A 21,441-nucleotide genomic window follows, 5' to 3' on the forward strand; every position below is an offset into this window, starting at 1 on the left:
CAGGGAGAGGGCAGGGGTGAGGGTATTAAATGCGCCTCAATATACCGCTGATAGCGATTCGCCTTGAGACAGGTTAAGTCCACCAGCACCAGCCCATCGATGCAGTTGTTGAATGCCGGATCGCTGCCAAAATCGATAAACTGCACCCCACCAGGCTGGCACAGCTCAGAATACTGTTTGTAGAGCGGTGGAATACCACAACCCAGATTTCCGAGAAGAGATTTCAGCTTCGTCAGATCGTCCACATAATCGACGCCGCCAAACTGGGCCAGCACGTCCGGCAGCGATGCCGGATAAGGCCGACGTGAGGCTGCTAACGGATGGCTTGCCGGGAACCACAGGCGGTAAAACGCTACCAGCAGATCCCGTGCCGCAGGCGGTAATCCACCGGAAATGGAAACTGGGCCAAACAGATAGCGATAGTGCGGATAACGCGCCAGATAGGCGCCAATCCCTGACCACAGATAATCCAGCCCACGGCGTCCCCAGTAGCGCGGCTGAATAAAGCTGCGCCCCAGTTCAATACCGTGTTCCAGCACATCCTGCATTTTGTCGTCGTAGTGGAACAGGCTATAGCTGTACAGCCCGTCCAGACCACGCCTGTCGACCTGCATTGCCGTTGGCATAAAGCGATATGCGCCGACAATTTCCAGATCCTCGTCATCCCACAGGATCAGGTGCAAATAGTCGTCGTCGTAGCTGTCGGTGTCACGGCGTTTGCCGCTGCCTTCCCCCACGGCGCGAAACGCAATTTCGCGCAGACGCCCCAGTTCACGCAGAAGTGGGGCATCTTCCTGCGCGTTGCGTTGCCACAGATAGATAGTTTTACCGTCGCTGGTTTTCCCCAGACACTCGGCCTGCGCCAGCTCGCGTTTTAACGTAGCCCGGTCTTCCGGGCGCGCAATGGCGCACTGGGTTTTGAATACGCCAGGCAGTCCCTTGCCAAGACGCATCACGTGCTGACGGCACTGTTCGGCCATCTCACGTGGTGAAAGTGTGGTGCTAAACCAGTTATCCCAGCTGATTTGTTGGCCTACTTTAATCGGCAGCTGGCTGTGGCGGCGACGGAACATCTGCTGCATTAACAGCAGCATGGAGAGCGTCGGCGAGACCAGCGTGCTGGCGTAAAAGAGCAGGCTGTTATGCGCCTGAATATGCACCGGCAGCAGCGGCGCGCGCAGTTTGCTGGCCAGCTTGATAAAGCCAGAGTGCCATTTTTTATCGCGAATACCTTTGCGCGTCGGGCGGGATACTTCACCCGCCGGGAAGAAAATCAGTACCCCGGCGTTTTGCAGATGTTGTTCCATCTGCACCAGCGATGTTTTCGCCGTCTTGCCACCCATATTGTCCACCGGAATAAACAGCGAGCTGAGTGGCTCCAGGTGCGTCAGCATCCGGTTAGTCACCACTTTCACATCACGGCGCACGCGCGAAACGGCATACATCAGTGCCAGGCCGTCAAGGGTGCCGGTGGGGTGGTTAGCGATAATGACCAGGGGGCCATGTTCGGGGATTTGTTCGAGATCGCGGGCGGAAACGGTGCAGAGAATATCGAGATGCTCCAGGACTTGCTCCACCATATCCAGCCCTTTCAGGTGGCGGTGGTTTGCTGCAAACTGCTGGAATTCTTCTTCGTAGAACAGTCTTTTTAACAGACTTTTTTGCCAGGGTGCGGGCCTCGCCTGTGGCCAAAGGTCATCGAGAACGCTGTCGAGACTAAACATGGTAACTCCTCCTGCCGTCTTGCCCAGACAGTAGAAGGGGGAGATGTCGTTTGTATTGCAGTTTGGTGAAGTTATTGCACCAGACGCCTCTCTCCCTGGGGGAGAGAGGCCATGCGGATTAACGCAGAATTTTCTTCTCGGCCAGATCCAGTGCGAAATAGCTGAAGATCAGATCCGCGCCCGCGCGTTTGATAGCGCCCAGGCTTTCGAGGATCACTTTCTCTTCATCAATCGCACCCGCCTGCGCGGCGAATTTGATCATCGCGTATTCACCGCTCACCTGGTATGCACCCAGCGGCAGTTCGGTACGTTCGCGGATGTCGCGCAGGATATCCAGATACGCGCCAGCCGGTTTCACCATCAGGCAATCTGCACCCTGGGCTTCATCGAGCAGGGATTCGCGGATCGCTTCGCGGCGGTTTAGTGGGTTCATCTGGTAGGTTTTACGATCGCCTTTCAGCGCCGTGCCAGCGGCTTCACGGAACGGGCCGTAGAAAGAGGAGGCGAATTTAGTGGAATAGGACATGATAGCCGTGTCGGTGAAACCGGCGGCATCCAGCGCCTGACGGATCGCCTGGACCTGGCCATCCATCGCCGCAGAAGGGGCGATGAAATCGGCACCGGCAGCAGCGGCAACAACGGCCTGCTTGCCCAGGTTCATCAGGGTAGCGTCGTTATCCACACCGTGATCGCACAGCACACCGCAATGGCCGTGAGAGGTGTATTCGCAGAAGCAGGTGTCAGACATGACGATCATTTCAGGCACGGTCTCTTTGCAGATGCGCGACATGCGCGCGACCAGGCCGTCTTCTTTCCACGCATCGCTGCCGGTGGCATCGGTATGATGGGAAATGCCAAAGGTCATAACCGAGCGGATACCCGCATTCGCAATGCGTTCGATCTCACGTGCCAGATGCTTTTCCGGGATGCGCATGACGCCCGGCATAGCATCGATGGCTTTGTAATCATCGATCTCTTCTTCAACAAAAATCGGCAACACCAGATCGTTTAAGGTCAGTGTTGTCTCTTCAAACATAGCGCGCAGTGCCGGTGACTTGCGCAGGCGACGGGGACGAGCAATTAAATCGGTCATGATATGCCTGACGTTGAGGAACAATGAGGCACAGTGTACCCGAAATGAAGCCTGTCTGTTTTACTAAAGTGGTCGTTTAGGCAATGACAGGCAGACGCTGTTATTTAATATTTGAACAGGCACGTAAATCAATGCGAAATAATACATATTATAAATAGTGGATATTCTTACTTTTAATTGATGTTGATTATTCATCGCAGGCTGAACGGGTTTTGTATGAATAAGTTTTACCTTCTTTTTTTGTTCTTTATTTTGGATGTGTTCTTAATGGTATTTACCTGACTTTTAGATTGTCATATAAATATAACCACAGATGATCATTTAATAATCTAACTTTCCTTTTTGATTTTGTTGTCGTGTTTTAATATGTTGTTTTTATTGTGTTTTTAATTTCAATATTTAATTATCCATGCTCATTGTCTGTATTCGGACTTAATGGAAAGACTCATTGAACCTTTTTCCTTTGAGACGGCATAATCCTTTTCGCAATATATCATTGCAATGGTTATTTGACGGACAAACTTGCTTACGTCCCTGAGGAGGGATGACTCAATGCAAACATGGAAAAAGAAACTGGTTGTATCTCAAATTGCATTAGCCTGTACATTGGCTATCGCTTCTCAGGCAAATGCTAAAGATATCTCGGGGACAACCTATAATACTTTTGGTTACGACAGTACGGTTACGTCACCCTGGTATTATGGCTATGCCGACTGGGACTATTCAGACACGTCGAGCGACGACGATATCTACCCGGTCATCAACAAGTCCACGGTGAATGGCGTTATCTCGACCTATTATCTTGATGACGGTGCGAATGGCCGCGCGAATTCCCTGTCCATCACCAACAGCACAATCAATGGCATGATCACCTCCGGGTGTATGACAACTGAATGTGCAGACGGGGTAGATACTGACGGGACAACCCACGCGCAGTACGATCGTTTTAGCCTGACGGTCGATAACTCGACCATTAACGACATTTATGAGCATTACGCTTATAACGTGACGGATGGCGATACCAGCACCACGCAGTATCTGGACACCTATGGTCTGGGTAACGCGATTACGCTGGATGTGGAATCCGATATTGTTATTCAGAATAACTCACGCATCGCGGGCATTACCCTGACGCAAGGGGAGCAGGAGCTGGATAATACGCCGTATGACAGCGTTGAGGGTGTTGCGAACAGCAGTAACGTCTTTACCAATACTCTGGTCGTGAAAGACTCCGTGCTGACCTCTGGCGCATACAGCGATCTGGGTACCTCTGGTTTCTACGGCCAGACGGCGAAGCCGAGTGATTACGCTGAAACTAACGCGACCTCCGCTGATGATGCCGCCCTGATTGTCGCAGCCAGCGCAGCGGATAATGCGATGCAAACCACCGCTACGTTCGACAACTCCACCATCACGGGCGACATTCTTTTCTCCAGCACCTTCGATAACAACTTCTATGTGAACGGCGATCCTGCCACCGATACCACGGATGATGGGGTATACAACCCTACTACCAACGGTTGGGATGACACTGACAAGCTGGATGTGACGCTGAATAATGGCAGCAAATGGGTGGGCGCTGCTCAGTCCAGCGTTGAGGCCATTAGTGAATCCCAGATGTACGGTCTGGGTTACAGCGGTGTGGACTGGACAGCCCTGACGGCAAACAGTATCTGGCCGACCTCAACCTTCGACAGCACTGGCCACGTGGCGGGCGAGGCGGTGTATCAGAGCGGTCTGTTTGATGTGACACTGAACGGCGGATCGGAATGGGATACCCGCAAGACATCTAACATCGATACCCTGACCGTGAACAGCGGCTCGCAGGTGAATGTCGAAGATTCTGGTCTGCTGGCAGATACCATTACCCTGACCGGAGCGTCTTCCCTGAATATCGGGGACAGCGGTGGTGTTGCAACCGACAGCCTCTATCTGGACAGCGGTAGCCTTGCAACGCTGACGCAAGAAACCGCCGGACTGTACGCCAATACCATCACCGTGGATAACGGTGCTGAGCTGGCGCTTGGCCTGGGCCAGGTTGACACCCACAACATGGTATTGACCGACGGCGGTGTGCTGAATGTCGCCAGCCGCGACTACGTGCTGAACAGCGATCTGAATAACGCCCGCTATATCACCAACGATCGTCATGCGACGGGTTACGACTACGGTGTGGTTGCGCTTAATGCCGATGGCCACCTGGCCGTGAATGGTGAAGTTGCCGGCAACTACAAGGTGCGCATTGATAATGCCACCGGCGCAGGCTCTGTTGCTGATTATAAAAATAATGAAGTTATTCGCGTTTATGATAATAACGCCAATACCAAAGCCACCTTTACTGCGGCAAACAAAGCGGATTTAGGTGCGTATACCTATAGCGCGCTGCAACAAGGCGATACCGTCGTTCTGCACCAGCAAGAGCTGACCGACTACGCGAATATGGCGCTGAGCATCCCTTCTGCAAATGCCAACATCTGGAACCTCCAGCAGGATACGCTGAGCACACGTATCACCAACAGCCGCCATGGTCTGACGGATAACGGTGGTGCCTGGGTGAGCTTCTTCGGTGGGAATCTTGATGGTGACAACGGGATCATCAGCTACGACCAGGACGCCAGCGGCATTATGGTCGGTGTGGATACACACATCGACGGCAATGACGCGAAATGGCTGATCGGTGGTGCTGCGGGCTTCGCAAAAGGCGATCTGAGCGATCGTAGCGGTCAGGTTGATCAGGACAGCCAGACAGCAATGGTTTACTCCTCTGCGAAGTTTGCCAGCGATGTCTTTATTGATGCTTCTCTGAGCTACTCACGTTTCAATAACGATCTCTCCGCCACCATGAGCAACGGTCAGTATGTGGATGGTAACACCACTACTGATGCCTGGGGCTTCGGCATGAAACTGGGTTACGACTGGAAGGTTAACGAGTCTGGCTATGTGACGCCATACGCGGCGATGTCCGGGCTGTTCCAGTCTGGCGACAACTACCAACTGAGCAACGATATGAAGGTGGGCGATCAATCCTACGACAGCCTGCGTTACGAAGTGGGTGTTGATACCGGTTATACCTTCAGCTACGGCTCCGATCAGGCGCTGACCCCGTACTTCAAACTGGCATACGTGTATGACGACGCTGACAACAGCGCCGATGTTAACGGTGACAGCATTGATAACGGTGTGAAAGGCTCTGCGGTGCGTGTAGGTCTGGGGACACAGTTCAGCTTCACCAAAAACTTCAGTGCTTATTCAGATGCAACCTACCTGGGCGGCGGCGACGTCGAGCAGAACTGGGGTGCCAATGTGGGCGTGAAGTACACCTGGTAATATGTTTTGTCCGGGGAGGTTCGCCTCCCCGTATTGTTAATCACGAAAAGACAGCGATAGAGCGCCATCAGGCAAGGACGACTTGAGGTTGGCATGGACCATTACGCAAAACCACTTCCCGAATTTACCCGGCTTGAAAAATGCCTGGCCCCTTACAGCACGCCTTTTCATCTTTCCGGTGAACAAACCCTTTTTGGCGACTGTTACGACGATGACCACTACACCCTGTTTCTGCAAAGCGGCACGTTAACCATTAACCGCCAGCAGGACGATCTGCTGGTCGAGATTATTACCGCACCGTTTATCCTGGGCCTGAATGCCGGCATGGCAGGCTGCGGGTCGCAATATACGCTGATTGCACAAACACCGTGCTCCGGCTTCTATCTTCCGGCTGATGCCACTCGCAGCTATATACAGCAAGCGCATCTGTGGCGCGATGCCTTCTGCTGGCTTTCGTGGAACCACAAAATGATGGAATCCCGTGACGGGCAACTGGTGGGGAATAACTCCTACAGCCAGATCCGCTCGACGCTGCTGGTAATGGCGGGTTGGGACGAAACGCTGCGCTCGCGGGTCGGCGTCATGAACTACATTCAGCGACGCACACGCATCTCGCGTTCGGTCGTCGCGGAGGTACTGGCCGCGTTACGGCAGGGGAATTACATCAATATGAGCCGGGGCAAACTGGTCAGTATCAACCGTTTGCCCGCGGAATATTAGTCACTTTACGAAGCCGGAACGACCTTCTCTTTATTGGCGCTCAGCTCGGCAACTAAATTATTAATACCGTCACTCATATTGACGAAACGGGTATTCGGCGAGCGGGTCACAACCACAAATGCGCCCACGTTTGCCTGCGGGATCATCGCCATATAGGTGATAAAGCCACCGCCACCACCGGTTTTCTGAATGATCCCCGGGCGACCATTTTTCGGTGCCAGATAGACCCAGCCCATACCGAGTGCATCCGCTTTGCCCGGCACGTCCATGCCAATCACACGGTGCAGCTGATTACGCTGGTAAATCAGCGTTTGCATTCGATCGGCCTGGTTGCTGCGAGCGTAGAAATCAGAAGAGAGGAATTGTTGCATCCAGCGCATCATGTCGCCCGGCGTGGAGTAAACGCCGCCACTGCCGATAGCTGCCAGGGTGTTATTACACGGACTCGCCCCTTTTTCCGCCACCATCAGGCGCCCACACTGGTCGGGGGAAGGGGTAAAGGTGGTGTCTTTCATGCCCAGCGGACGCGTGATTTGTTCTTCAAACAGCTGCGGATACGGCTTGCCGGATGCCGTTGATAACGCATCGGCAAGCAGATCAAACGCCAGGTTGGAATAGGAAGCCTGCGAACCCGGCTCGGATTTCAGCGTCGCCGTGTTCAGGTAGCTCCAGCGTTGTTCCCGCGTTGGCCAGACGAAGACCGCACGGTGTGCCGCGCCGCCGGGTTGTTCACGCGGCAGGGCACTGGTGTGAGTCGCCAGATTCACCAGCGTGATCGGAGCACCCTGATAGGTGGGAACATGTGCGCCTGGCGGGGCATATTTACTGAGCGGATCGTTGAGTTTAACCACGCCCTGATCGAGCATTTTCACCAGCATTTCGCTGGTCATTAACTTGGTTAATGAGGCGATACGGATAACCGAATCCAGCTGCGGGTGGATATTATTTCCTGGACGCGTTTCCCCAAAGCTACGGAACACACGCTGGTTACCGTCGATAACCACCAGCGCCATACCGGTTGCACCGCTGCCGTAATAGATAAGGTTAGCGTAGCGGTCGGCAATATCTGAGGCAAAAGCAGGGGCTGTCAGCGGCTGGGCTGCCTGGGCGGTAGACAGGCTCACCGCACACAGCGCGGCGAAAGATAACAGACAACGTTTCAACGAAATGCATCCATGAAGTGAATGAAGAAATTAATGCGTATTTATACTACTAATCGGCGCGGTGCAATGGGTCGAATTGCATAACGATAGCGAGAAAAACGTAACCGCGGGTAAATAAGAACAATTTCCTGGATCGCAGTCTCCCATTTTGTGACATCGGGCTTATGATAGTCGTTTATCTCACTCAATCTTTCGGAGAGGGCTATGTCTGAGAAGCGTGTGGTTATGGTTGTCGATATGCAGCAAGGCGTGTTTGAAACGCCGCGTCATCAGCGCGAACAGTGTGTTTCCCGCATCAATCAGCTCACGAAGGCTGCCGACACGGTCATTTTTATTCAACATACCGAGGCCGGCGGGCTTGAAGAGGGGAGTGAAGGGTTTGCGCTGCTGCCTGAAGTAGAACAGCCTGCGGGGGCATTTTATGTCACCAAGACCGCCTGTGATTCATTCTATAACACCGGGCTGGAAGCACTGCTGCGTGAGCAGGATATTCAAGCGTTTGTCATTTGCGGCTGTGCCACCGATTACTGTGTCGATGCCACCATCAAAAATGGCGTGAGCCGTGGCTATCACATTACGGTAGCGGAAGATGCCCATACCACCGCAGACCGCCCGGCGGCGCAGGCGCAAATCCTGATTAACCACTATAACGATGTCTGGCGTAATTTTATTGCCCCCCTGAACCCACCGAAGGTGAAATTCACCGAAACAATTCTCGAAAACTGGAAAGCGAACTAATAATAATCCATCGGGTCTGACCTTTTTGCCCGGGCCAGCGCGCTGGCCCGTAGCAGCGTTTTCGTTTGGTGATATGTTGAACACAGCAACAGCCATAACAACAAGAAGGAAGCATTATGTTTAAGTCTTTTTTCCCAAAGCCGGGGCCTTTTTTCCTGTCGGCATTTATTTGGGCACTGATCGCTGTCATTTTCTGGCAGGCGGGCGGCGGCACGTGGTTAACGCGCATCGTGGGTGCAACGGGCGAGGTGCCCATTAGCGCGGCTCGCTTCTGGTCGCTGAGCTATCTGCTGTTTTACGCTTACTATGCCGTGTGTGTTGGCCTGTTTGCGCTGTTCTGGTTTGTCTACTCTCCGCATCGCTGGCAAAACTGGTCGATTCTGGGGACCTCGCTCATCATCTTTGTCACCTGGTTCCTGGTGGAAGTGGGCGTGGCGGTTAACGCCTGGTACGCACCATTCTACGATCTGATCCAGACCGCGCTGAGCGCGCCGCATAAGGTGACGATTGACCAGTTCTACCATGAGGTCGGGATCTTCCTCGGCATTGCGCTGATTGCGGTTGTGATTGGGGTGATGAACAACTTCTTTGTCAGCCACTACGTTTTCCGCTGGCGTACCGCGATGAACGAACACTATATGGCGCACTGGCAACATCTGCGTCATATCGAAGGTGCTGCACAGCGTGTGCAGGAAGACACCATGCGATTTGCCTCCACGCTTGAAGATATGGGCGTGAGTTTTATCAATGCCATTATGACGCTGATTGCCTTCCTGCCGGTACTTGTCACCCTTTCGGCGCATGTTCCCGATCTGCCGATTGTCGGGCATCTGCCATATGGTCTGGTGATCGCTGCGATTGTCTGGTCGCTGATGGGGACGGGCTTGCTGGCGGTGGTTGGGATCAAACTGCCCGGGCTTGAGTTTAAAAACCAGCGCGTGGAAGCGGCCTACCGTAAAGAGCTGGTCTATGGCGAAGATGACGTGAACCGCGCCTCGCCGCCGACCGTACGCGAGCTGTTTGGCGCGGTGCGCCGTAACTATTTCCGCCTCTATTTCCATTACATGTATTTCAACATTGCCCGTATTCTGTATTTGCAGGTCGATAACGTTTTCGGTTTGTTCCTGCTGTTCCCGTCTATTGTTGCGGGTACGATTACGCTCGGTCTGATGACGCAAATCACCAACGTCTTTGGTCAGGTTCGTGGTTCATTCCAGTATCTGATCAGCTCCTGGACCACGCTGGTTGAACTGATGTCTATCTACAAGCGTTTACGCAGCTTCGAGCGCGAGCTTGACGATCGTGATCTTCAGGAAGTGACCAATACATTTAGCTAATACAGGGAGTTGTTATGCCATTTGCCGTACCACGCGCGTTACCGTTGTCCTTGCTGGCCGCCCTGGTTCTGGCGGGCTGTGCCGAAAAAGGGGCAGCCCCGCTTAAAAAGGGTGAAAAACCACTGGATGTGGCAAGCGTTGTACGGCAAAAAATGCCCGCCAGCGTGAAGGACCGCAATGCGTGGGCAGATGCATTAGCCAGGACGTTTGACAGCCAGAAGATTGCCCCCACCGAGGAGAATATCTGCTCGGTGCTGGCCGTCGCTCAGCAGGAGTCGATGTACCAGTCCGACCCGGCGGTGCCAGGGCTGAACAAAATTGCCTGGAAAGAGATAGACCGCCGCGCTGAGTCAATGCATATCCCGGTATTCCTGGTGCATACCGCACTCAAAATCACCTCGCCAAATGGCAAAACCTACAGCGAACGGCTGGACACGGTGAAAACCGAGAAACAGCTGAGCGCCATTTTTGATGATTTCATCAGTATGGTGCCGATGGGGCAGAAGCTGTTTGGCTCGCTTAACCCGGTCCATACCGGCGGGCCGATGCAGGTCAGTATCGCGTTTGCAGAAAAGCACACCGATGGCTATCCGTGGAAAATCGACGGCACGGTGCGCCAGGAAGTGTTCTCCCTGCGGGGGGGACTCTGGTTTGGCACTTATCATCTGCTGAACTATCCGGCCAACTACAGCGAGCCGCTGTACCGCTTTGCTGACTTTAACGCAGGCTGGTATGCCAGCCGCAATGCCGCATTCCAGAGCGCTGTGAGCCGCGCCAGCGGAGTGAAACTGGCGCTGGATGGCGATCTCATTGCTTATGGCAGCAGCGAAGCGGGCACCACTGAGCTGGCTGTGCGTAAATTGTCTGCGAAACTGGGGATGAGCAACAGCGAGATCCGCCGTCAGCTGGAGAAAGGAGACAGTCTGGCGTTTGAGAAAACGGATCTGTATCAGCAGGTATTTAAGCTCGCAGAGCAGAAGAGCGGCAAGGCGCTACCGAAAGCCATCCTGCCAGGTATCCAGCTTGAGAGCCCGAAGATTACGCGTAATCTCACTACCGCCTGGTTTGCAAAACGCGTGGATGAACGTCGGGCTCGCTGTATGGCGCTTTAACGATGGTGGCGACGCCAGCGCAGCACAAGGGCCACGACGCCCAGGATCATGCAGCCTGCGAGGAAGGGAATTAACCCGAAGACCGTGCCGACACCGAAGCCTATTTCTACCTGAGGGCGGCCCGTATCCTGAACCTGCATCAGGTGTTCATAGACGCCTGGTGCATGGACCAGCATATTAAGAAGCTGTGAGCCTGCCCAGAAGCAGAACAGCACAAACAGGGCATAGGCGATATTGCCTGCCGTAGAGGTTTTTGGTTGTTTGCCGCCAAAAATCGGTTTCGACAATGTAAAATCAGCCATAAAGACCTCCCGTAATATCACTCTGCTCATAAATGCGTCGTACAGGTGGAGTCTGACAGGTCATAGCATTTGTCAATATCAGAATCGTGGTAATTTGCCCTAAGGAATTCTCCTGGATTGTCGATTTCTGCATCGGATCACAGTTTTATGACTTAAGTGAAATTGCGACGCGTTTAAGAATTCCCGCATCCCGCCACAGACCTGGTCGCGAAACTGTGAGAGGATGTCTTTTTTTCTGCCGGAGTCCCCATGAAGCTCACTTCCAAACTACGCCGTGACTGGCATTATTACGCCTTTGCTATCGGCCTTATTTTCATTCTCAACGGGGTTGTGGGGCTGCTGGGATTTGACGCAAAAGGCTGGCAAACCTATGCCGTCGGCATGGTGACGTGGGTGATCAGTTTCTGGCTGGCGGGATTGATTATCCGCCGTCGGCCTGAAGAGGCGACAGCGGATACAACGGATACGGCAAAGAAAGCCGATTAACCGTTTACGGAGCTTTTGAGGGCGCAGTCGGCAGCGTGACGCTCCAGCGCCAGTTCGATCAGGCGGGTGATCAACTCTGGGTAGCTGATACCGCTCGCCTGCCACAGTTTTGGATACATGCTGATATTGGTAAAGCCAGGCAGCGTGTTGATCTCGTTAATCACCACTTCGTTTTCTGGCGTCAGGAACACGTCGACACGTGCCATGCCGGCGCAGCCCAGTGCCTGATACGCTTCAACGGCGATCGCGCGGATCTTGTCGTTAATGGCCGGATCGATTGCTGCTGGCACCACTACCTGCGCGCCTTTGTCATCTATGTACTTGGTGTCGTAAGAGTAGAAATCGCTGTTTAACACCACTTCGCCACAGGTGCTCGCCTGCGGGAAATCGTTGCCCAGTACCGCACATTCAATTTCGCGGCCTTTGATGCCCTGCTCAACCACCACTTTATGATCGAACCCGAAAGCCAGGCGAACGGCTTCATTGAACTGCGCTTCGCTGTTCACTTTGCTGACCCCAACAGAGGAACCCTGATTGGCAGGCTTAACGAACAACGGCAGGCCCAGTTGGGCGCTGATGCTGGCGAAGCTGTGTTTGTCGCGGTTGGCGCGGGTGAGGGTGATAAATGGCGCAATGTTCAGCCCCGCATCGCGCAACAGGCGTTTCGTGACGTCTTTGTCCATGCAGGCGGCGGAGCCCAGCACATCAGAGCCGACAAACGGCAGGTTTGCCATACGCAGCATCCCCTGCAAGGAACCATCTTCACCCAGGGTGCCGTGAACAATCGGGAAAATAACCTCGATTTGCGCCAGTGCCTGCGCATTACCTGCGTCGATAAACTGCCCCTGAACTTTGCCCGGGACAGTGGCAACGCTGATTTCAGATGGATTAAGCGCGATATGTGCCGGATCGTCAGCATTTAACAGATATTGGCCGGCATCATTGACATGCCACTGACCCTGTTTATCAATGCCCAGCAGTACAACCTCGAAGCGGTTTTTATCAATCGCATCGACAATATTCTTTGCCGATTGCAACGACACCTCGTGTTCCGCTGATTTTCCCCCAAAGACAATACCCACCCGCTGCTTAGCCATTTCACTCTCTTCCAGTCTGACGAAAAGCCTATAACATACCACGATGCCCTGCGGGTTTCCCGGCCTTCTGCCATAATGTTTGGGTGTGGTTTTTAAAGCATAAATCACCACCTGCTAACGGATAATTTGTGACATGTTTCACAAATATGATGACTGGGAAGATAAAACACCAAAGTCATCCATGCCCGCATCTCTGGCGCTACGTGAATGCACGTAACTTGCTAATCTGTAGGCGAATTCGCCTAAAAATGAAGATTGCGTCTGTTATGGAATCCTGGAAAGTTAACCTTATATCGGTCTGGTTTGGCTGTTTTTTTACCGGACTTGCCATTAGCCAGATTTTACCGTTCTTACCACTGTACGTTTCGCAACTGGGTGTTTCATCCCATGAAGCGCTTTCGATGTGGTCGGGTCTGGTGTTCAGCGTCACGTTTCTGGTTTCTGCCATTGTCTCGCCTATGTGGGGCAGCCTGGCAGACAGAAAAGGGCGCAAGCTGATGCTGCTGCGCGCATCGCTTGGAATGGCGGTGGCAATACTGCTCCAGGCTTTTGCCACAAACGTCTGGCAGCTGTTTGTGCTGCGCGCCCTGATGGGGCTGACATCCGGGTATATTCCTAATGCCATGGCGCTGGTGGCATCGCAAGTGCCACGTGAGCGTAGCGGCTGGGCGCTTAGCACCCTTTCAACAGCCCAGATAAGCGGCGTGATTGGCGGCCCGCTGATGGGCGGCTTCCTGGCCGACAACGTGGGATTGCGGGCGGTGTTCTTTATTACGGCAGCGCTTCTGGTGATAAGCTTCCTGGTCACCCTGTTTTTGATCAAAGAGGGTGGGCGACCGGTTGTAAGCAAGTCAGAACGCCTGAGCGGGAAAGCCGTGTTTGCCACGTTACCCTATCCGGGCCTGATGATTAGCCTCTTCGTCACTACGATGGTGATTCAGCTTTGTAATGGCTCGGTCGGCCCGATCCTCGCGCTGTTTATTAAATCGATGGAGCCAGACAGCAACAACATTGCGTTTCTCAGCGGGATAATTGCCGCTGTGCCGGGCGTTTCGGCACTGATGTCTGCACCGCGTCTGGGGAGACTGGGTGACCGGATCGGTACGGCGCGCATATTAATGGGCACGCTGATTTTTGCCGTTGTGCTGTTTTTTGCCATGTCATTTGTCACGTCGCCGCTACAGCTCGGGGTGTTACGCTTCCTGCTGGGCTTTGCCGATGGTGCCATGTTGCCTGCGGTGCAAACGCTGCTGGTGAAATATTCCAGCGATCAGGTTACGGGACGTATCTTTGGATATAACCAGTCGTTTATGTATTTGGGGAATGTCGCAGGCCCGCTGATGGGAGCGTCTGTTTCGGCAATGGCGGGATTCCGTTGGGTATTTGCCGCTACGGCCGTGGTTATCCTGGTGAATATCATCCAGCTGGCTTTTGCGCTTCGTCGTCGCCAGCAAATAGCGCTGGAAAAATCGTCGCGCTAATACGCTGCGATATACATTATATATTCTTATGGCGGTCGCATTTTTATATAACAAAATGCGACCTGCCTTTGTGAGATATTCCCGCTTAGCCTTCGTGGGTTTTAAAAATAGAAAAACGTTTCGCTGATAAGTTATGTCATTTATTTTGGCTATAAAGTCAATTTTGCATAAGATAATGCTCAACACCGCTTTGCATTATTGGTTCAGAATGTTAAGTTCTGAAAAAATGACATAAGGAAATAGCACAGTGAAAAATCTCATTGCTGAGTTGCTGGTCAAGCTTGCACAAAAGGAAGAAGAGTCAAAAGAACTGGTCGCCCAGGTTGAAGCGCTGGAAATTGTGGTCACTGCGCTGCTAAGGCAGATGGCGATAAGCGATCAGCAGACTCTGATTAACAGCGTTGAAGTGGCGCTGGAAAACGCCCGGCCTGACTCACTGGTTCCGGTAGAGGATGCGCAATTGCTTCAGCAATACGTAAAGAAGCTATTAAGGCATCCTCGCAGTTAAACCGTCATCAAACCTGACGGCGTGTCATAGAAATGTCATGCAGGATGCCTATAGTCGCTCTGTTTTATTTTTTATGTATTTGTACATGGAGAAAATAAATTGAAACAGAGCGCACTTTTCATTGCATTAATACCCCTGTTGTTTACCCCTGTAATTCATGCTGAATCCACGAGTACCAGCGTACTGGATAATCGCGCTGCTCAGGGCGATATCACCCAGCCTGGTGGCGCTCGTCGCCTGTCAGAAGACCAAACTGCGGCCATTCGCGCTTCGCTAAATGAGAAGCCTGCCAAAAATATCATTCTGCTGATTGGCGACGGTATGGGTGATTCTGAAATTACCGCTGCGCGAAATTATGCCGAAGGCGCGGGTGGCTCCTTTAAGGGTATTGATGCATTACCCTTGACCGGGCAATACACCCATTACGCACTGAATAAAAAAACCGGTAAACCGGATTACGTCACGGATTCAGCCGCCTCGGCGACGGCATGGTCAACCGGCGTGAAAACCTACAATGGCGCACTGGGTGTGGATATCCACGAAAAAGATCATCAAACCATTCTGGAAATGGCAAAAACGGCGGGGCTGGCAACCGGTAACGTCTCTACCGCTGAACTCCAGGATGCCACCCCGGCGGCTCTGGTGTCGCATGTTACCTCGCGTAAATGCTACGGCCCGTCTGTGACCAGCGAAAAATGCCCGACCAACGCGCTGGAAAAAGGGGGGAAAGGTTCGATTACCGAACAGCTTCTGAACGCCCGTGCGGATGTGACGCTGGGTGGTGGCGCAAAAACCTTTGCTGAAACGGCAACTGCTGGCGACTGGCAGGGAAAAACGCTGCGCGAACAAGCGCAAGCGCGTGGCTACCAGCTGGTAAGCGATACTGCCTCTCTGGCGGCGATCACCCAGGCGAATCAGGATAAACCGCTGCTGGGTCTGTTCTCTGATGGCAACATGCCGGTGCGTTGGGAAGGCCCAAAAGCCTCTTACCACGGCAACATCGACAAACCTGCGGTAACCTGTACGCCGAATCCTAAACGTGACGACAGCATCCCGACGCTTGCGGCCATGACGGATAAAGCCATTTCCCTGCTGAGTAAAAGTGAAAAAGGCTTCTTCTTGCAGGTCGAAGGCGCGTCAATCGATAAGCAAGATCATGCGGCGAATCCGTGTGGTCAGATTGGCGAAACGGTTGACCTGGACGAAGCGGTACAGAAGGCGCTGGAATTTGCGAAGAAAGACGGGAATACCCTGGTGGTGGTGACCGCTGACCATGCGCACTCCAGCCAGATCATCCCACCAGAAACCAAAGCACCAGGCCTGACCCAGGCGCTGACTACCAAAGACGGCGCGGTGATGGTGATGAGCTATGGCACCTCTGAAGAAGAGTCGATGGAACATACTGGCACGCAACTGCGTATTGCCGCCTATGGTCCACATGCGGCGAACGTGGTAGGGCTGACGGATCAAACCGATCTGTTCTACACCATGAAAGCGGCACTCGGTCTGAAATAACAGACGCACCCGGCAGAAATCGCCTCTGCCGGGTGGTTTTTTCCCCACCACGAACCAGACTTAGAGTGAATGTTCACAAAAGGATGGTGCAATGAAAATAACATTTTTGGTTACCCTGCTCTCTGGCGTGTTTCTGATGGCTTCAGCGAACGCGGCAGAAAAAACCTTAACCCCTCAACAGCAGCGCATGACGACCTGTAACCAACAGGCCACGGCGCAGACCCTCAAAGGAGATGCGCGTAAGACGTATATGAGCGATTGCCTCAAAAATGGTGCATCAAAGCCAGAGGAAAAAAGTCTGACGCCACAGCAGCAGAAAATGCGCGAGTGCAACGTCCAGGCGACCGAGCAATCGCTTAAGGGCGACGATCGTAATAAATTCATGAGCGGTTGTCTGAAGAAAAAAGCCTAGTTCTAACGGGTGAGTTGTCGTGACGGCTCACCCGAAAATTCATACTTTCCCCGAAGTACCCCTCTCTATAATTTGGGAAAATGTTTCAGAATATTCCCAAAAAATGATGAATGACGAAAATTTTTACAATAGCGAAAGCATTCGGGAAGAGTGGCATCATAACCTTTCTCAGGATGACCCCCACCGCTCCGGCACCCAGTTTGCCCGGCGGGTAAGACTGGCGCGTATGGTTGGTCTGGGGGCGATGTTTTTCCCCATATCGGGCGTTCTGGTAACGCATTCTCTTCCCGGCGGCTGGTGGCTACTGCTGGTTGGCTGGGCGTTTCTCTGGCCGCATCTTGCCTGGCAGCTGGCCTGCCGTTCCCCTGACCCGTTCAACCGTGAAATGTATAACCTGAAGGTCGATGCCATCATCGCAGGGATATGGATTGGGCTGATGGGGGTGAACGCACTGCCCACGGCGGCGCTGGTCATGATGATAGGCATGAATATGATGGGCTCTGGTGGCTGCCGTTTGTTCCTTACTGGCGTGGCAATGACCGTGTTGACGGCGCTTGCCACACTGCAGCTCACCGGCCTTGTTATCACCTTTTCCCCTCAGCCGCTGGAGTGGTGGCTGACGCTCCCCATTTTGGTGCTTTACCCCATGCTTTTTGCCTGGGTAAGCCATCGCACGGCAATCCGACTTGCCGAACATAAGAGACGACTGGAGCTGATGAGCACCCGTGATGGCATGACCGGCGTGTTTAACCGTCGCTACTGGGAAACGCTGCTGCGTAACGAATACGAAAATTGCCGTCGAAGCCAGCGCACCGCGACAATACTGCTCATCGATATCGATCACTTTAAAAACATTAATGACACCTGGGGGCATGATGTGGGTGATGAGGCGATTATCGCTATCACGCGTCAGCTGCAACTGACGCTGCGTGCAGGTGATTACATTGGGCGTTTTGGCGGTGATGAGTTTGCGGTGATTATGTCGGGTACGACGTCTGAAAGCGCCATTGCGGCCATGTCCCGGGTGCATGAGCGTCTGACCAAATTATCATTACGGGGCGCACCTGCCGAGCGGCTGCGAATTAGCGTCGGGGTCGCACCCTGGGGACCGCAGTTTGGGCACTATCGTGAATGGCTGAAAGCGGCAGATGTCGCTTTGTATAAAGCGAAAAATGCCGGACGCGGTCGCACCGAAGTGGCGGCCTGACGCCCGACAAGTTATATCAGGACTTACTGAGTTTTTCTGATTTTTCCATGCATTTTGCCATCGCTTCGATGACGGCAGCACGGAACCCGCGCTCTTCGAGCACACGCACAGCTTCAATCGTTGTGCCGCCAGGCGAGCACACCATATCTTTCAGTTCACCCGGATGTTTCCCTGTTTCGAGTACCATTTTGGCTGAGCCCATGACTGCCTGAGCGGCAAATTTGTAAGCCTGCGCGCGCGGCATCCCACCCAGCACGGCTGCATCTGCCATTGCTTCGATAAACATAAAGACATACGCAGGCGCAGAACCACTTACCCCCACAACCGGGTGGATCATCGTCTCGGCAATCACTTCTGCTTCGCCAAAGCAGCGGAAAATATTCAGCACATCAGCGGTATCTTCCGTTGTGACCAGGGCGTTCGGGGTGACAGATGTCATACCAGCGTTAACCAGCGATGGGGTATTTGGCATGGCACGTACAATCTTACGGTCGTGACCCAGGGCACGAGCCAGTTGGTCCAGAGTGACGCCCGCGGCAATCGACACCACCAGGGTTTCTTTATTCAGGCTGGAGGTAATCTCGCTCAGGACTTTGATCATGATGTTCGGCTTCACGGCGCCAAAGACGATATCAGCCACCTGGGCGACTTCCTGTGCGCTTTCAGCGGCATTGATGCCGTACTCATCACGCAGGGCGGCGACTTTATCCGGTGATGGGGTATAGACCCAGATCTGCCCTGGCAACACCTGACCGCTGGCGATCAGACCGCCAAGAATCGCTTTGCCCATGTTGCCGCAGCCGATAAAACCGATTTTCTTCTCCATCATGCCTCTCCGTTCTTATGCGTTGTCGTTTATGATCGATAGCGTTGCGTTATAGCTTAACAACGAAAAGCAAGGGACAATAGTCGGCAATGTCATTATGAGGAGACAATATGGCGATTTGGGTTGATGCGGACGCCTGTCCGAATGTGATCAAAGAGATCTTATTCCGTGCCGCCGATCGCGTGCAGATGTCGTTAACGCTGGTGGCAAACCAGAATATTCGCGTGCCGCCATCCCGGTTCATTCGCGCCATGCGCGTGCCTGCCGGGTTTGATGTGGCTGATAATGAGATCGTGCGTCTGTGCAGCGCTGGCGACCTGGTGATCACCGCCGATATCCCGCTGGCTGCTGAAGTGCTGGAAAAAGGCGCGGCTGCGCTCAATCCGCGTGGTGAGCGCTACTCGCCGGCAACCATTCGGGAAAAGCTAACTATGCGCGATTTTATGGATACCCTGCGAGCCAGTGGCGTACAGACTGGCGGGCCGGACAGTTTGTCCCAGCGCGACCGTCAGCAGTTTGCTGCTGAGCTGGATAAATGGTTACTGGAAGTGAAGCGCCGCTCTGCGTAATGATAACCATTGTCAATTTGTGGTACAGTGTGGCATCCACAGGGTTGTCATCACGTACCGCTTTGCAGTAAAGTTAACGCAACATCCGCTGCAATCATTTCTTTACAGCCTTCAGCCATCCGGCATCAAGGGGAACACCTTTTTATGACCCAACCCATCTTTTTAGTTGGCCCCCGTGGCTGTGGGAAATCCACCGTTGGTCTTGAGCTGTCGCGCGTATGCCACAGTCAGTTTGTCGATACCGACCATTGGTTACAGACTCATGCTGGACGAAGTATCGCAGAGATCGTTGAGCAGGAAGGCTGGGCCAGCTTCCGCGCGCGCGAAACCGCGACCCTTGAAGCCGTGACGGCACCTTCGACGGTCATTGCAACCGGAGGCGGCATTATCCTGGCGGAATGTAATCGTCAGTTTATGCGCGAAAAAGGGATCGTGATTTATCTTTGCGCACCGGTTTCTACCCTGGTCGGGCGTCTGGAGGCGTTCCCGGAAGAGGGGCAGCGTCCTACCCTGACCGGTAAACCGATAAGCGAAGAGGTGAGTGAAGTGCTGGCGGAACGCGACGCGTTATACCGCGAGGCGGCACATCATGTTGTCGATGCCTCTTTATCTCCTGAGCAAGTTGTCCATTCTATCGTGACAGCGCTGCGTCTGGCGTGCGCCAGTTAGCGGGCGACTATACTTATAGTTCACTCCCCTGACTTACGGATGAACTATGCCAAACCGACCTCCTTATCCTCGTCTCGCACGCATTGTTATCGTCGAAAAAGGTCATCCTGGGCATACCGTGACCTGGTTTCAACTGCGTGCCGATTATCCCTATGCAGATTCGTTAATCAGTGAACACGAGACGGAGCAAGAAGCGCTGGATGCAAAGCAGCGCTACGAAGATCCCGAAAAATCCTGAATAAATTCTCAAACCGCGCATTACCGTGCCCGAATCACACTTTTCACTCAATGGAAATGTTAAGCAGAGGTTAAAGTTAAGTTATTACAGACGGATTCAGATAGGCCAGTAGATCTTTACATTTCAGCGTAAGGATCTGCTGCTACGCTTGGTGCTGTTTTGTTGAAAAAATGAGCTGTGCAGCGAATTGAGTCTGTACCTGTGTGGCAGTTGCGGCAGTAATGGAAGGCGAACAAAATGAAGGCGACGTTGGCGATCCTCACCATTGGTGTGGTCCCTGTAAGCGAAGTATTACCGCTCTTAACTGAGCATGTCTCTGAACAACAAATCACCCATCTTAGCCTGTTGGGTAAGATGAGTCGGGAAGAGGTCATGGAAGACTACGCTGTTGAAGAAGGAGAGGATCTCCTGCCGACGTTATTAAGTGACGGTAAACTGGCGAATGTGTCACGTCAGAAAATTGAGCGCTCACTTCAGGGGGTCATTGAGGTGCTCGATAATCAGGGTTATGACGTTATTTTACTGATGAGTACGGCCCCGATTAAGGGGCTTGTCGCGCGTAACGCCATATTGCTGGAACCGATGCGGATTATTCCGCCGCTGGTGGCCTCGATTGTTGACGGTCATCAGGTGGGGGTGATTGTCCCTATTGAGGAGCTGCTGGAAAACCAGGAGGCGAAATGGAGCGCGCTTGCGCAAACGCCTTTGTATGCTCTGGCAAACCCCATTACGGATAGCGACGAAAAACTGATTGCATCCGGGCAGGCGTTGCTCGACGAAGGGGCGGATGTGCTGATCCTGGACTGTCTCGGTTTTCATCAGCATCACCGGGATCTTCTGCAAAAAGCGCTTGATGTACCGGTTCTGTTATCCAACGTTCTGATGGCGCGTCTGGCATCAGAGCTCCTGGCGTAATG

21 protein-coding genes are annotated in these 21,441 nt (G+C 53.2%); 15 read left to right on the forward strand and 6 right to left on the reverse strand.

Annotated elements, in window-relative coordinates:
• Both olsF and hemB read right to left on the reverse strand, forming a co-directional pair.
• On the reverse strand, positions 1–1,724 hold a 1,724-nt coding region (gene olsF, locus ACS603_RS12140; RefSeq protein ID WP_446492260.1), incomplete at its 3' end, for a bifunctional ornithine lipid synthase OlsF.
• A 118-nt stretch (positions 1,725–1,842) separates the two neighbouring features.
• Positions 1,843–2,817 (reverse strand): porphobilinogen synthase, encoded by a 975-nt coding sequence (gene hemB, locus ACS603_RS12145; RefSeq protein ID WP_182059774.1) that lies wholly within the window; start codon positions 2,815–2,817, stop codon positions 1,843–1,845.
• A 552-nt stretch (positions 2,818–3,369) separates the two neighbouring features.
• Between hemB and ACS603_RS12150 the strand changes: the two genes are divergently transcribed.
• Positions 3,370–6,144: an autotransporter outer membrane beta-barrel domain-containing protein gene (locus ACS603_RS12150; RefSeq protein WP_474944359.1), complete on the forward strand. Its 2,775-nt coding sequence runs from the start codon at positions 3,370–3,372 to the stop codon at positions 6,142–6,144.
• A 93-nt stretch (positions 6,145–6,237) separates the two neighbouring features.
• Complete coding sequence (locus ACS603_RS12155) at positions 6,238–6,864, forward strand: helix-turn-helix domain-containing protein (RefSeq protein WP_182059776.1); 627 nt, start codon at positions 6,238–6,240, stop codon at positions 6,862–6,864.
• A 5-nt stretch (positions 6,865–6,869) separates the two neighbouring features.
• On the opposite strand, the gene ampH is transcribed toward ACS603_RS12155, so the two are convergent.
• A complete protein-coding gene (gene ampH, locus ACS603_RS12160; RefSeq protein ID WP_446492262.1) occupies positions 6,870–8,027 on the reverse strand; it encodes a D-alanyl-D-alanine-carboxypeptidase/endopeptidase AmpH in 1,158 nt (385 codons plus the stop codon).
• Between the two features lie 204 nt (positions 8,028–8,231).
• Between ampH and ACS603_RS12165 the strand changes: the two genes are divergently transcribed.
• The 3 genes from ACS603_RS12165 (at position 8,232) to ACS603_RS12175 (ending at position 11,214) form a co-directional block, all read left to right on the forward strand.
• Positions 8,232–8,765, forward strand: coding sequence for an isochorismatase family protein (locus ACS603_RS12165; protein ID WP_474944360.1), 534 nt, complete (start codon positions 8,232–8,234; stop codon positions 8,763–8,765).
• 116 nt (positions 8,766–8,881) lie between these two features.
• The gene (sbmA, locus tag ACS603_RS12170) at positions 8,882–10,102 is read left to right on the forward strand and encodes a peptide antibiotic transporter SbmA (protein WP_182059779.1); all 1,221 of its coding nucleotides are present in this window, start codon (positions 8,882–8,884) and stop codon (positions 10,100–10,102) included.
• Positions 10,103–10,116: 14 nt separating this feature from the next.
• Positions 10,117–11,214: a DUF1615 domain-containing protein gene (locus tag ACS603_RS12175; protein WP_182059780.1), complete on the forward strand. Its 1,098-nt coding sequence runs from the start codon at positions 10,117–10,119 to the stop codon at positions 11,212–11,214.
• Here the strand turns inward: ACS603_RS12175 and ACS603_RS12180 are convergent.
• Complete coding sequence (locus ACS603_RS12180; RefSeq protein WP_182059781.1) at positions 11,211–11,516, reverse strand: YaiY family protein; 306 nt, start codon at positions 11,514–11,516, stop codon at positions 11,211–11,213. The genes ACS603_RS12175 and ACS603_RS12180 overlap by 4 nt on opposite strands.
• Before the next feature lie 249 nt (positions 11,517–11,765).
• On the opposite strand from ACS603_RS12180, the gene ACS603_RS12185 reads away from it, so the two are divergent.
• Positions 11,766–12,002 (forward strand): DUF2754 domain-containing protein, encoded by a 237-nt coding sequence (locus ACS603_RS12185; RefSeq protein WP_315687994.1) that lies wholly within the window; start codon positions 11,766–11,768, stop codon positions 12,000–12,002.
• On the opposite strand, the gene ddlA is transcribed toward ACS603_RS12185, so the two are convergent.
• Positions 11,999–13,099: a D-alanine--D-alanine ligase gene (gene ddlA, locus ACS603_RS12190; protein WP_474944361.1), complete on the reverse strand. Its 1,101-nt coding sequence runs from the start codon at positions 13,097–13,099 to the stop codon at positions 11,999–12,001. The two genes, ACS603_RS12185 and ddlA, sit on opposite strands and share 4 nt — an antisense overlap.
• 266 nt (positions 13,100–13,365) lie before the next feature.
• Here ddlA and ACS603_RS12195 point away from each other — a divergent pair, with 266 nt between their 5' ends.
• From ACS603_RS12195 to adrA, 5 genes are all read left to right on the forward strand, one after another.
• The gene (locus ACS603_RS12195; RefSeq protein ID WP_182059784.1) at positions 13,366–14,580 is read left to right on the forward strand and encodes a multidrug efflux MFS transporter; all 1,215 of its coding nucleotides are present in this window, start codon (positions 13,366–13,368) and stop codon (positions 14,578–14,580) included.
• 247 nt (positions 14,581–14,827) lie between these two features.
• The gene (iraP, locus tag ACS603_RS12200) at positions 14,828–15,088 is read left to right on the forward strand and encodes an anti-adapter protein IraP (protein ID WP_182059785.1); all 261 of its coding nucleotides are present in this window, start codon (positions 14,828–14,830) and stop codon (positions 15,086–15,088) included.
• 99 nt (positions 15,089–15,187) lie between these two features.
• Positions 15,188–16,603, forward strand: a complete 1,416-nt coding sequence (phoA, locus tag ACS603_RS12205) for an alkaline phosphatase (RefSeq protein ID WP_315687995.1) — start codon at positions 15,188–15,190, stop codon at positions 16,601–16,603.
• A 91-nt stretch (positions 16,604–16,694) separates the two neighbouring features.
• Positions 16,695–17,015 (forward strand): phosphate starvation-inducible protein PsiF, encoded by a 321-nt coding sequence (psiF, locus tag ACS603_RS12210; RefSeq protein WP_182059787.1) that lies wholly within the window; start codon positions 16,695–16,697, stop codon positions 17,013–17,015.
• 103 nt (positions 17,016–17,118) lie between these two features.
• Positions 17,119–18,222 carry a diguanylate cyclase AdrA gene (gene adrA, locus ACS603_RS12215; RefSeq protein WP_182059788.1) on the forward strand — a complete coding sequence of 368 codons (1,104 nt, stop codon included), beginning with the start codon at positions 17,119–17,121 and terminating at the stop codon, positions 18,220–18,222.
• A 16-nt stretch (positions 18,223–18,238) separates the two neighbouring features.
• On the opposite strand, the gene proC is transcribed toward adrA, so the two are convergent.
• The gene (gene proC, locus ACS603_RS12220) at positions 18,239–19,048 is read right to left on the reverse strand and encodes a pyrroline-5-carboxylate reductase (protein WP_182063529.1); all 810 of its coding nucleotides are present in this window, start codon (positions 19,046–19,048) and stop codon (positions 18,239–18,241) included.
• A gap of 110 nt (positions 19,049–19,158) precedes the next feature.
• Between proC and ACS603_RS12225 the strand changes: the two genes are divergently transcribed.
• The 4 genes from ACS603_RS12225 (at position 19,159) to ACS603_RS12240 (ending at position 21,439) form a co-directional block, all read left to right on the forward strand.
• Positions 19,159–19,617 carry a YaiI/YqxD family protein gene (locus ACS603_RS12225; protein WP_182059789.1) on the forward strand — a complete coding sequence of 153 codons (459 nt, stop codon included), beginning with the start codon at positions 19,159–19,161 and terminating at the stop codon, positions 19,615–19,617.
• Positions 19,618–19,761: 144 nt separating this feature from the next.
• The gene (aroL, locus tag ACS603_RS12230; protein ID WP_182059790.1) at positions 19,762–20,286 is read left to right on the forward strand and encodes a shikimate kinase AroL; all 525 of its coding nucleotides are present in this window, start codon (positions 19,762–19,764) and stop codon (positions 20,284–20,286) included.
• Positions 20,287–20,332: 46 nt separating this feature from the next.
• On the forward strand, positions 20,333–20,524 hold the full coding sequence (locus tag ACS603_RS12235) for a YaiA family protein (RefSeq protein ID WP_182059791.1): 192 nt from the start codon (positions 20,333–20,335) through the stop codon (positions 20,522–20,524).
• Between the two features lie 237 nt (positions 20,525–20,761).
• Positions 20,762–21,439, forward strand: coding sequence for an AroM family protein (locus ACS603_RS12240; protein ID WP_182059792.1), 678 nt, complete (start codon positions 20,762–20,764; stop codon positions 21,437–21,439).
• Positions 21,440–21,441: the final 2 nt, after the last annotated feature.

Source organism: Enterobacter sp. Li2LvB3, from assembly GCF_056156645.1.